The organism is Bacillus sp. TH17, from assembly GCF_016651125.1.
Lineage (GTDB): Bacteria > Bacillota > Bacilli > Bacillales > Bacillaceae_G > Bacillus_A > Bacillus_A mycoides.
On record NZ_JAEKEN010000005.1, the window covers coordinates 18309 to 31455 of the forward strand.

Below are 13147 nucleotides of genomic sequence, written 5' to 3' on the forward strand. Positions count from 1 at the left end.
CATTTGCTTCATATTATATGGTTAAGTCCTCGATCTATTAGTATTCGTCAGCTCCACATGTCACCATGCTTCCACCTCGAACCTATCAACCTGATCATCTTTCAGGGATCTTACTAGCTTACGCTATGGGAAATCTCATCTTGAGGGGGGCTTCATGCTTAGATGCTTTCAGCACTTATCCCTTCCGCACATAGCTACCCAGCTATGCCCTTGGCAGAACAACTGGTACACCAGCGGTGCGTCCATCCCGGTCCTCTCGTACTAAGGACAGCTCCTCTCAAATTTCCTGCGCCCACGACGGATAGGGACCGAACTGTCTCACGACGTTCTGAACCCAGCTCGCGTACCGCTTTAATGGGCGAACAGCCCAACCCTTGGGACCGACTACAGCCCCAGGATGCGATGAGCCGACATCGAGGTGCCAAACCTCCCCGTCGATGTGGACTCTTGGGGGAGATAAGCCTGTTATCCCCGGGGTAGCTTTTATCCGTTGAGCGATGGCCCTTCCATGCGGAACCACCGGATCACTAAGCCCGACTTTCGTCCCTGCTCGACTTGTAGGTCTCGCAGTCAAGCTCCCTTATGCCTTTGCACTCTACGAATGATTTCCAACCATTCTGAGGGAACCTTTGGGCGCCTCCGTTACACTTTAGGAGGCGACCGCCCCAGTCAAACTGCCCACCTGACACTGTCTCCCGGGTCGATAAGACCCGTAGGTTAGAATTTCAATACAGTCAGGGCGGTATCCCACCAGCGCCTCCACCGAAGCTAGCGCTCCGGTTTCAATGGCTCCCGCCTATCCTGTACAAACTGTACCAAAATTCAATATCAGGCTACAGTAAAGCTCCACGGGGTCTTTCCGTCCTGTCGCGGGTAACCTGCATCTTCACAGGTACTATAATTTCACCGAGTCTCTGGTTGAGACAGTGCCCAAATCGTTACACCTTTCGTGCGGGTCGGAACTTACCCGACAAGGAATTTCGCTACCTTAGGACCGTTATAGTTACGGCCGCCGTTTACTGGGGCTTCAGTTCAGAGCTTCGCTTACGCTAACCCCTCTCCTTAACCTTCCAGCACCGGGCAGGTGTCAGCCCCTATACTTCGCCTTACGGCTTCGCAGAGACCTGTGTTTTTGCTAAACAGTCGCTTGGGCCTATTCACTGCGGCTTTCCGTTAAGAAAGCACCCCTTCTCCCGAAGTTACGGGGTCATTTTGCCGAGTTCCTTAACCAGAGTTCTCTCGCACACCTTAGGATTCTCTCCTCGCCTACCTGTGTCGGTTTGCGGTACAGGCACCTTTTATCTCGCTAGAAGCTTTTCTTGGCAGCGGGGAATCAAAGACTTCGCTCCATAAGGAGCTTCCCCATCACAGCTCAGCCTTCACGATAAGCGGATTTGCCTACTTATCAGCCTAACTGCTTGGACGTGCACAACCAATCGCACGCTTCTTCTATCCTTCTGCGTCCCTCCATTGCTCAAACGATAAAGAGGTGGTACAGGAATATCAACCTGTTGTCCATCGCCTACGCCTGTCGGCCTCGGCTTAGGTCCTGACTAACCCTGAGCGGACGAGCCTTCCTCAGGAAACCTTAGGCATTCGGTGGACGGGATTCTCACCCGTCTTTCGCTACTCATACCGGCATTCTCACTTCTAAGCGCTCCACCAGTCCTTCCGGTCTGACTTCACTGCACTTAGAACGCTCCCCTACCACTGATACCATTGGTATCAATTCGCAGCTTCGGTGGTGTATTTAGCCCCGGTACATTTTCGGCGCAGAGTCACTCGACTAGTGAGCTATTACGCACTCTTTAAATGGTGGCTGCTTCTGAGCCAACATCCTAGTTGTCTAAGCAACTCCACATCCTTTTCCACTTAATACACACTTTGGGACCTTAGCTGGCGATCTGGGCTGTTTCCCTCTTGACTACGGATCTTATCACTCGCAGTCTGACTCCTAAGGATAAGTCATTGGCATTCGGAGTTTGACTGAATTCGGTAATCCGATGAGGACCCCTAGTTCAATCAGTGCTCTACCTCCAAGACTCTTACACTTAAGGCTAGCCCTAAAGCTATTTCGGGGAGAACCAGCTATCTCCAGGTTCGATTGGAATTTCTCCGCTACCCACACCTCATCCCCGCACTTTTCAACGTGCGTGGGTTCGGGCCTCCATTCAGTGTTACCTGAACTTCACCCTGGACATGGGTAGATCACCTGGTTTCGGGTCTACGACCACGTACTAAACGCCCTATTCAGACTCGCTTTCGCTGCGGCTCCGTCTCTTCAACTTAACCTCGCACGGGATCGTAACTCGCCGGTTCATTCTACAAAAGGCACGCCATCACCCATTAACGGGCTCTGACTATTTGTAGGCACACGGTTTCAGGATCTCTTTCACTCCCCTTCCGGGGTGCTTTTCACCTTTCCCTCACGGTACTGGTTCACTATCGATCACTAGGGAGTATTTAGCCTTGGGAGATGGTCCTCCCAGATTCCGACGGAATTTCACGTGTTCCGCCGTACTCAGGATACATTCAAGAGAGAACGAAGTTTCGACTACGGGGTTATTACCCTCTGTGACGGACCTTTCCAGGTCGCTTCGTCTACCTCGTTCCTTTGTAACTCCGTATAGAATGTCCTACAACCCCAAGAGGCAAGCCTCTTGGTTTGGGCTAGATTCCGTTTCGCTCGCCGCTACTCAGGAAATCGCATTTGCTTTCTCTTCCTCCAGGTACTTAGATGTTTCAGTTCCCTGGGTCTGTCTTCCATACCCTATGTATTCAGGTAAGGATACCATACCATTACGTATAGTGGGTTTCCCCATTCGGAAATCTTCGGATCAAAGCTTACTTACAGCTCCCCGAAGCATATCGGCGTTAGTCCCGTCCTTCATCGACTCCTAGTGTCAAGGCATCCACCGTGCGCCCTTTCTAACTTAACCAAACTAAAATTAAAAAAATATGAGCTACACTGTTATCTAGTTTTCAAAGAACATACATTTAAACTTGAGAGATAGTTCTCTCAAAACTGAACGAAACAAAACAAGTCAACGTTTATTGATGAACTGCGTTCATCAATTCTCCATAGAAAGGAGGTGATCCAGCCGCACCTTCCGATACGGCTACCTTGTTACGACTTCACCCCAATCATCTGTCCCACCTTAGGCGGCTGGCTCCATAAAGGTTACCCCACCGACTTCGGGTGTTACAAACTCTCGTGGTGTGACGGGCGGTGTGTACAAGGCCCGGGAACGTATTCACCGCGGCATGCTGATCCGCGATTACTAGCGATTCCAGCTTCATGTAGGCGAGTTGCAGCCTACAATCCGAACTGAGAACGGTTTTATGAGATTAGCTCCACCTCGCGGTCTTGCAGCTCTTTGTACCGTCCATTGTAGCACGTGTGTAGCCCAGGTCATAAGGGGCATGATGATTTGACGTCATCCCCACCTTCCTCCGGTTTGTCACCGGCAGTCACCTTAGAGTGCCCAACTTAATGATGGCAACTAAGATCAAGGGTTGCGCTCGTTGCGGGACTTAACCCAACATCTCACGACACGAGCTGACGACAACCATGCACCACCTGTCACTCTGCTCCCGAAGGAGAAGCTCTATCTCTAGAGTTTTCAGAGGATGTCAAGACCTGGTAAGGTTCTTCGCGTTGCTTCGAATTAAACCACATGCTCCACCGCTTGTGCGGGCCCCCGTCAATTCCTTTGAGTTTCAGCCTTGCGGCCGTACTCCCCAGGCGGAGTGCTTAATGCGTTAACTTCAGCACTAAAGGGCGGAAACCCTCTAACACTTAGCACTCATCGTTTACGGCGTGGACTACCAGGGTATCTAATCCTGTTTGCTCCCCACGCTTTCGCGCCTCAGTGTCAGTTACAGACCAGAAAGTCGCCTTCGCCACTGGTGTTCCTCCATATCTCTACGCATTTCACCGCTACACATGGAATTCCACTTTCCTCTTCTGCACTCAAGTCTCCCAGTTTCCAATGACCCTCCACGGTTGAGCCGTGGGCTTTCACATCAGACTTAAGAAACCACCTGCGCGCGCTTTACGCCCAATAATTCCGGATAACGCTTGCCACCTACGTATTACCGCGGCTGCTGGCACGTAGTTAGCCGTGGCTTTCTGGTTAGGTACCGTCAAGGTGCCAGCTTATTCAACTAGCACTTGTTCTTCCCTAACAACAGAGTTTTACGACCCGAAAGCCTTCATCACTCACGCGGCGTTGCTCCGTCAGACTTTCGTCCATTGCGGAAGATTCCCTACTGCTGCCTCCCGTAGGAGTCTGGGCCGTGTCTCAGTCCCAGTGTGGCCGATCACCCTCTCAGGTCGGCTACGCATCGTCGCCTTGGTGAGCCATTACCTCACCAACTAGCTAATGCGACGCGGGTCCATCCATAAGTGACAGCCGAAGCCGCCTTTCAATTTCGAACTATGCAGTTCAAAATATTATCCGGTATTAGCCCCGGTTTCCCGGAGTTATCCCAGTCTTATGGGTAGGTTACCCACGTGTTACTCACCCGTCCGCCGCTAACTTCATAAGAGCAAGCTCTTAATCCATTCGCTCGACTTGCATGTATTAGGCACGCCGCCAGCGTTCATCCTGAGCCAGGATCAAACTCTCCAATAAAGTTAGTTTGTCTAGCATCTAAAAATAAAAATTGACGTTCACGTTGTTTGTTTCGTTCAGTTTTCAAAGAACTTGTTTGCCGCTCATTTGCGACTTCCTTATGTTAACATCTTCGTTAGTTAATGTCAACTAGGTTTTTCATTTTGTTTGCCGCGTTCTGCGTTATTGCATCGGCGACTTGTTCTATATTACACCTCTATATCCTAATCGTCAATACCTTTTATCCTTTTTATTTTATAAATTCTAAAGGGTATTGAACCTTCTTCATTTATACTCCGTTCCTAGAGATTAATAAACTGGTGCAATCACTTTCATAATCGACAGTTTACACTTTCTTACTTACACCTTTCTAAAGAATGAATAGCAAGCCAAACAAATATATATTAAAGGTAGCACTTTTTATTCCGAGTACATTCCAGCTGCATTCACAATTATCTCCTACCACTTCTCTCTAGGAATTATACATACACCATGCATTTACTAAAAATCTAATTAACTTAGGAGGCGTTATGAAATGCATGTTAATAAGAAGATCATTTATGTATCCCATGATGCCCATTTCCACGGAGCACAGCTGCTTTCTTTACATACTATTAAAGCTCTTAAAGAAAACTTTCATTACTCCGTCGCCATTATTTCTATTGGAACGGGCATTTTAATCCACGATTTTCAAAAGTATGGTCCTGTTTATTGCCTAGAGGAAGACTACCCAACAGAAAAAAGGGTCGAATTATTAATAAAGAAGTTACTATCACAAGACTATACCATCGCCATATGTAGTACCGTCATAAGAGGTGATATAGTTGCATTGCTGGCTAAACACAATATAAAAGTTATTTCATTAATACATGAATTGCCGCATTTAATACAACAGTACTCTGCCGAGGGGAAAGCTAGAAACATTGCCCAGTTTGCTTACAAAATTGTCTTCCCTTCACAGTACGTGTATGAAAAATTCTGTACAATCACCCAATTAGATCATCAAAAATGTCACATCCTCCCTCAAGGCTTGTTTAACCACAATCCTTATAAGAACAATATTGCAAAAGCTAGAAGCGAATTACGAAAAAAACACAACCTGCCTCTAGATAGCAAAATCATTTTAGGAGTAGGTTTCGCTGATCATCGGAAAGGGATAGATTTATTCTCACTTATTGCTTACTCAGTAAGAAAGGTTCATACGAATATTCATTTTATCTGGGTTGGGAGAACAGATGTTCATTTCTTTAACACGCTATCCCCAAGATATACAGCACATTTCACATTAGTTGAGCCTACTCCAGATATCGGTTTATATAACGCCGGGGCTGATTTATATTTATTAACTTCAAGAGAAGATCCTTTTCCAAACGTTGTTTTAGAGGCATTAGATACAAAAGTCCCTGTTATAGGGTTTAAAAACGCTGGAGGTTTTGAAGATGTTGTTACGGAACAAACTGGCGCCTTAGTAGACTTTTTAAATTTACCGCAGATGCTGGAAAGAATATATGAATTTATTGGAGATGAAGACTTACGATTACAAAATGGGCGCTTTGGCCAAGAGCTTATTGAAAAAGATTTCAACTTTCTTCATTACATTTATCAACTGTTAAACCTACTTGATCATAATTACAAAAAAATAAGCGTAATCATACCGAACTATAATTACGAAAAATACTTATCTGACCGAGTTAAATCCATATTAAACCAAACCTATCCCCTTTACGAACTAATTTTCCTAGACGATGCCTCTACTGACAATAGCGTATCTATATTTGAACAGCTGCTCTCAAACGAAAATAAGCCCCACCTAAAAGTTCAGCAGATTATTAATGATAAAAACTCTGGTTCTGTATTTAAACAATGGATAAAAGGCATCTCTGCAGCAACCGGTGATTATATTTGGATTGCAGAGGCCGATGACTTATGTGATCAGACATTTTTAGAAGAAGTAATACAAGGGTTTCATATAAATGGTGATGTTACCTTAAGCTACACACAATCAAAACAAATAGATGAACAAGGAAATATCCTAGCCAATCATTATTTAGATTACACAAATGATATTGATAAAGAAAAATGGAAAAGTTCTTATTTCCGAAAAGGGATAGATGAAATACAAGATACATTACTTATTAAAAACACCATACCTAATGTCTCAAGTGTAGTTTTTAAAAACATAGATATAAAAACAACAGAAAAACAATTAGAAAAGTTTAAAGTAGCTGGTGATTGGTTTTTCTATGTTTCTATTCTTAAAGAGGGGAACGTTTATTTCAATCCAAAACCGCTAAACTATCATAGACGACATACAAATAGCGTAACGAGAACAGAAGATTCATATTCCCATTACAGTGAAGTTGTACAAATGCAGAATTTCATTAAAGAAACCTTTACTATCGACGACATTTCAAAAAAGAAAATGTACACATATAGAAAGTACCTTAAAGCATATTTGAAGATTTAATGATATATTTTATTCGCCATCAGTATCTCTTGTAAAACGTTACTATCATTTAAGGGGGGTTACTCTTTGAAAGAATTTATAGAAGCAAATAAAGATTTACTTTCTCAAATTGCACATAACTACAATGTAAATGCAAGTATCCATCCAGAGGATCATATCTTTCAATTCCTTGTCACTAATCCAGTCTTCCCATCTAAAAAAGAAGCGATAGATTATTATTTTCAAGATGGGAGAAAATCCGCAGAAACACTTTTAGATTTAATTACTTCCTTTTATCCCCCTATAGACACTCCAATTAAATTATTAGAATTCGCATCCGGATATGGCTGCGTAACACGTCATTTATTAAACCCACAAACGAACTTAAGTATAACTACCTGTGATATACATGAAGAGGCTATTACTTTTATTGAAAACACATTAAATACTTCTTCTATCTTATCTCACCCTGAACCTGAACAAGTAAAATTGGCCTCGTCTACGTATGATATCGTCTTTTGTCTATCCTTTTTTTCTCATATGCCTGATACAACTTGGTTTCGTTGGCTTCAAACATTGTATAATGCTGTTTCTCCTGAAGGCTTACTCATTTTCACAACTCATGGTTATCAAAGTAAAAAGTACTTCAGCTTTCCAGATTTAAATAAACAGGGTTATTGGTTTCTCCCTTCTAGTGAACAATTGGATTTAAATGTTCATCAATACGGGCAAACGATCGTTAGTCCCTCTTACGTATGTGACAAAATTAAATTATTACCCTATAACCCTGTCATCAAAAAATACACTGAAGGTTTTTGGTGGGAACATCAAGACCTTTGGGTAATAAAAAAAGAAATAAAATAATAAACCACGCTCTACTGATACAAAAGTAGGGCATGGCTTATTATTTTTTACTATATAAGAACTCTTCAATCCATAGCTTATTTAATCTAATTCCACTTTTGAAATCTATTTTCGGTTCCCAATTACATTCTCGTCTTACTCTATCTATATTTAAAATGATTTTTTGAACATTTTCTTGCCTTTGTTTATAGCAGGTAAAGTCCACTTTTCTTTCCGTTAATTTCTCCAATTCTACTATAATTCGTTTTAAAGAGAGACCCTTGCCGCTCCCTATGTTATACACACAAGATTTCAAACGATTTAATTGCGATAGTTGTATAGTGATTTCAACTAAATCATCGATATAAATATAATCTCGAATAATCTCTTGTGGATTCCCATATATATTAATCTTTTCATTACTGAGATGCTGATACAAAAAACAATTTATTGCCCCAACTTTCTTTAAAGGATTTTGATATTTTCCATATGGATTAGAATATCTACATACAACATAGTCAATTCCGTATTTTTTCTTATAAAAGTACAAGTAATTTTCAAGCGATACTTTTGTTATTCCATAAGGAGAAAGTGGTTTTAATTGATGTTCCTCATCAATAGGTAAATATTCTGGTTCACCATAAACCGTTCCTCCAGAAGATGCTAATACAATTTTTTTAACAGGAAAATTTTTAACACTTTCCATGAAGTTAAGAAAAAAAGCTACTGTTTATATCTCCGAAAACATCTTCAATTGAAGTTGCTACATTAGACGTTGCAGCTAAATAAATAATAATATCCACACTCACTAAAGCTTTATATATATCTTTAACATTCGCTAAATCACCTTTAATAAATTCAACCTCACTTATAATATTTTGAGGGAAATTATTTATATGTCTGGAAAATACTTTTACATTTTGACCTTGTTTCAATAAACCTAATGCGAGGTTTATACCAATGAAACTATTTCCACCTACTATTAAATAATTATTCTTCCTCATAATATCCTCTCTAGTAATAAGATTTTTGCTTATCACACCTAGAAATACAAATAAACGAACTTGGTCACCTCTATTATTCATTCTCTTATAATTTGTATGCCCCTTATAAATTTTCATTATCTTTATTTTATATTTTCCTTTTAGAATCGATACCTTATTTAAGATGACCGCAAAAACACTCATAATATTTACTCATTCCCATGAATATATTGGATTAGTAAAAACTTGCCTTCTCATATTCTCGTTTATTCTATTTAAAAACCTTCTCCATAAATAAAACTTTCAAAAAGGAGCACTACATGTATGAAGAATGTAAATCAAGAGCTTTTAAATCATGTAATCCTACATAAAGATCGAATCCCACATTTCCATAAAGACTTTCCACTTATACTATTCTGGAGCCATAGAAGCGGATGTACTACTTTAGCTAATTGGTTCTTTTTTCAAATTGGATTATTTCCTGAAGCAAAGAAATACCATGACTTTATTCATTACTATGAATTCTGGGTGTATAAAAACAACACCAACTACATACCAGCGTTACAAAATGGGCTTCTAACAGCAAAAAAAGATGTTTGTAAACTTGTACGGAATCCCTATACAAGGGCGGTCAGCTCCTTTTTATTGCTTGCTGACAATCCATATGCTAGCCCTCAATGGGAAAGTATCCGGCATTATTTTTATAATGACAAATATAGTAATCAAGGAATATCATTTAAACAATTTTTATATTACGTTCAAGCATTCGGTTCCAATTCCCTAGCAATAGATATACATTTTAGTCAGCAATACGTCCCAGGTGAAGAAAACTTCATCCAATGCTATATTCCTTTAGAAGATTTTAATACACAAATCACCAAGATAGAACACACGTACGATTTGACTAAATCAAATTTAGCGCTTCTTACAAATTCAGATCATCATCGTGCTCATAAGATGCTTTATACGGGAAGCTATGCAGAACTTAGCATTACAGATGCATCCTTCCCCCGCTTTCCAACATATGAAAGCTTTTATGATAAAGAAACCATGGGTTTAGTTACAGAAATATATGCACAAGACTTTGAAATGTATCCGTACACAAAAGGGACATTCTAAGTCGATACATTCTTCAATGAATAAAAGCGAATGTATCGCATAGCATAAAGTGAAACTTTAATTAGCGTGGGGTTCTCTCCCGCTAATTGTTCCATTCTACCAATCTCACTTTTATGAGTTCCCTAATTTCCACCCACTCTCTTTGATTTCGCTGGTTGTTGACGTGTGTGTCATATGCATTTTTTTACACAGGAGTGATGTCATGTGGAAGGTAATTTGAAGCACAATAATGGATATTGCGTTATTTGTGAGAAGAAAGCTACATTTATAGAGCATAATGATTGGCTTAGAGATCACTACTTATGTTCTACATGCCACTCTATACCAAGGCAGCGCGCTCTAATCCATGTTTTAAATACATTTTTTCCAAAATGGGGTTCCTATCATATCCACGAATCCTCTCCTGGGGGAATTACAACTCAACTACTAATAAAAAACTGCAAAAACTATACATACTCTCAATACTTTAAAAACTACCCTCTCGGCCAATACTTTCAAGGGGTTAGATGCGAGAACTTAGAAGACATGACTTTTCAAAATGAATCTTTTGATTTATTCATTACTCAAGATGTCTTTGAACATGTAATGGAGCCAAACAAAGCCTTTAAAGAAATAGAGCGTGTATTAAAGCCTGGCGGCGCTCATGTGTTTACTGTCCCTTGGTATCATACACTCACAAAGACTTTACAAAGAGCAAGAATCAATAAAGAAGGAATCGAATATATTGAGGAGCCAATTTATCATGGTAATCCTATTGATGAGAACGGGTCTTTAGTAACATTTGATTGGGGTCAAGATATGATTGAATACATTTATACACATGCAAATATGTATACCATTGTTTATTTACACAAGGATAGATCACTGGGGTTAGATGCTGAATTTCTACATGTTTTTATTAGTAAAAAACACGAAAATGATTTTTAGGAACTATATAATTTGGAGGTTAACAAATGAATAACTTTAAGTTAGGAAGTGATTTTGATAACCTTGTTAGCCCACTTTCTGATGTTGAACTTCTTAATCTATTTATACAAAGTTGCTCACAAACAAAGATAAATGGCATCCCAGTACCTATGTTCCCCTCCGAAGAAATTCAACAACAGTTTGTAGGTGCTTCCTATGAACATGCTCTTTATGAAGCATATTTGTTTTATAGCCTTGTAAAAACATATGCCCAAAATTTAGGCGTTCCCTTGAATAAAGAACGGAAAATTTTAGACTTTGGTTGCGGATGGGGAAGAATCATACGCTTCTTTTTCAAAGATGTTCGCCATAAAAATTTACTTGGTATTGATGTAGATCCTGCAATGATTAACCTTTGCAACGAAACGTTAGGAAGAGGCAGGTATAAAATAGCTCCCCCACAACCTCCTGTAGAATTTATTAATGACAATTCATTAGACATCATATTCGCTTATTCTGTATTCTCACATTTATCCGAAGAAACTGCAGAAAATTGGATAAAGGAATTTTCAAGAATTCTTCGTCCAGGTGGAATCTTCATCGCCACAACACAAGCACGCTATTTTCTCGATTTCTGTCAACAATTTAAGGAACACCCTGAATTAATTCAAACGGGATGGCATAAAACTTTATCTCAAGCTTTTCCAGATATAAATCGTGCCATCTCGGATTATGAAAGCGGCAATTTTATCCACAGCCCTACGGGAGCTGGAGACGTTAGAAACAGTAGCTTCTATGGGGAAACCGTTATACCTAGAACTTATATTAAAAACCACTATGAGAAGTATTTAAAGCTACGGGACTTTTTTGATGATACAAACCGGTTACCCCAAGCTCTATTTGTTCTCCAAAAAGATTAACTCTTTTCGCTCATTTTATAATGGAGATCATTTTGTATCTCAGCCGTATATATTAAATCATCAAAGATTTCCATATCAAGCAAACTGCACAAAAGAATTCATTATGCAGCATAAACACAGTAAGTAAATAACATATCTCATGTTTTAACTAGATTCGAAAAATCAAAAGTAACTTCCCACCACTTGAACTACGAAGAACATAAGGGGGATATATTTTGAAAATAATCGCTTTTTACTTACCACAGTTTCATCAAATAAAAGAAAATGACCGATGGTGGGGGAAAGGGTTTACTGAATGGACAAATACTAAAAGTGCACGACCTTTATTTTCAGGACATTACCAACCTAGAGAACCTTATCAAGATTTTTATTATGACTTAACCACCCCATCCGTAAGAAAATGGCAAGCAGAAATCGCCAAAGCACATGGCATATATGGTTTTTGTTATTACCATTACTGGTTTAAAGGGAAGAGGCTATTGGAGGCACCCTTTAATGAGGTACTTAAGATGAAGGAACCAGATTTTCCATTTTGCCTTTCTTGGGCAAATGAACCGTGGACAAAAACTTGGGATGGTCTTGATAGTCACATATTAATGCCTCAAAATTATGGAGAATTATCGGATTGGAAAGAACACTTTGAGTATTTATTGCAAGCTTTCCAAGATGAGAGATATATCCGTATAGACGATAAACCACTATTCATTATTTATCGCCCTGGGCATATCCCTCATTGTGAACAAATGCTTCATTATTGGAATACACTCGCACAAGAAAATGGTTTGAAAGGTATATACTTTGCAGAAACATTAAACAGCTTTCCACTTCCTAATATAAATGGATTTGATGCTAGCATTCAATTCGAGCCTTTTTATACAATTGCTCATGATAGCTCTTCAGACATAAATAAGACAGTATATGAGTCTGGTAAACAAATAAACGCTTGGGATTATGATAAAGTGTGGATGTATATACTAAAGCGATCTCCTCCAGAGAAAAAAACATTTCCTGGTGCCTTTGTTGACTGGGACAATACAGCACGCCGCAAAGACTTAAATAGCAGCATCTTCCTAGGTTCTACCCCTAGGAAGTTCACGATATATTTAAGCAAACAAATCCAGCGTACCTATTCTCTTTACAACAGCGAGTTTTTATTTATTAATGCGTGGAATGAATGGGCAGAAGGTACTTACTTAGAACCAGATAAAAGGCATGGATTCGCCTATTTAGAAGGAGTTAAGCAGGCAATTAACAGAGGTATGAAAGCATACAAAAAAGACGAGTCATTCTGACTCGTCTTAAAATTGCTTGGCG

Annotated in this window: 6 protein-coding genes, 2 rRNA genes and 1 pseudogene; 6 read left to right on the top strand and 3 right to left on the bottom strand. The window is 40.0% G+C overall.

Annotation, left to right across the window (positions count from 1 at the left end; genetic code table 11):
- Positions 1-17: 17 nt before the first annotated feature.
- Positions 18-2939 (bottom strand): 23S ribosomal RNA (locus JFT95_RS29265).
- A gap of 146 nt (positions 2940-3085) precedes the next feature.
- A 16S ribosomal RNA gene (locus tag JFT95_RS29270) occupies positions 3086-4637 on the bottom strand.
- The 16S and 23S rRNA genes sit together here, the layout of an rRNA operon.
- 514 nt (positions 4638-5151) lie before the next feature.
- Between JFT95_RS29270 and JFT95_RS29275 the strand changes: the two genes are divergently transcribed.
- Positions 5152-7083, top strand: a complete 1932-nt coding sequence (locus tag JFT95_RS29275) for a glycosyltransferase (RefSeq protein WP_201054121.1) — start codon at positions 5152-5154, stop codon at positions 7081-7083.
- A 66-nt stretch (positions 7084-7149) separates the two neighbouring features.
- Entirely contained in the window at positions 7150-7926 is a 777-nt protein-coding gene (locus JFT95_RS29280; protein ID WP_088038219.1) for a class I SAM-dependent methyltransferase, read from the top strand.
- Positions 7927-7966: 40 nt separating this feature from the next.
- Here the strand turns inward: JFT95_RS29280 and JFT95_RS29285 are convergent.
- Positions 7967-8909 (bottom strand): annotated as a pseudogene (locus JFT95_RS29285) (NAD-dependent epimerase/dehydratase family protein).
- Positions 8910-9212: 303 nt separating this feature from the next.
- Here JFT95_RS29285 and JFT95_RS29290 point away from each other — a divergent pair.
- The 4 genes from JFT95_RS29290 to JFT95_RS29305 all read left to right on the top strand — a co-directional run bounded on the left by JFT95_RS29290 (position 9213) and on the right by JFT95_RS29305 (position 13125).
- The gene (locus JFT95_RS29290; protein ID WP_088038217.1) at positions 9213-10007 is read left to right on the top strand and encodes a sulfotransferase family 2 domain-containing protein; all 795 of its coding nucleotides are present in this window, start codon (positions 9213-9215) and stop codon (positions 10005-10007) included.
- Between the two features lie 204 nt (positions 10008-10211).
- Positions 10212-10934: a class I SAM-dependent methyltransferase gene (locus JFT95_RS29295; protein WP_002029458.1), complete on the top strand. Its 723-nt coding sequence runs from the start codon at positions 10212-10214 to the stop codon at positions 10932-10934.
- 26 nt (positions 10935-10960) lie between these two features.
- Positions 10961-11833: a class I SAM-dependent methyltransferase gene (locus JFT95_RS29300; protein WP_088038215.1), complete on the top strand. Its 873-nt coding sequence runs from the start codon at positions 10961-10963 to the stop codon at positions 11831-11833.
- 215 nt (positions 11834-12048) lie between these two features.
- Positions 12049-13125, top strand: coding sequence for a glycosyltransferase WbsX family protein (locus JFT95_RS29305; protein WP_201054123.1), 1077 nt, complete (start codon positions 12049-12051; stop codon positions 13123-13125).
- Positions 13126-13147 lie beyond the last annotated feature (22 nt).

Bases quoted from the DNA above. Each gene is read 5' to 3' on its own strand.
- JFT95_RS29275 (WP_201054121.1), top strand. From the start codon at position 5,152: ATGCATGTTAATAAGAAGATCATTTATGTATCCCATGATGCCCATTTC.
- JFT95_RS29290 (WP_088038217.1), top strand. From the start codon at position 9,213: ATGAAGAATGTAAATCAAGAGCTTTTAAATCATGTAATCCTACATAAA.
- JFT95_RS29300 (WP_088038215.1), top strand. From the start codon at position 10,961: ATGAATAACTTTAAGTTAGGAAGTGATTTTGATAACCTTGTTAGCCCA.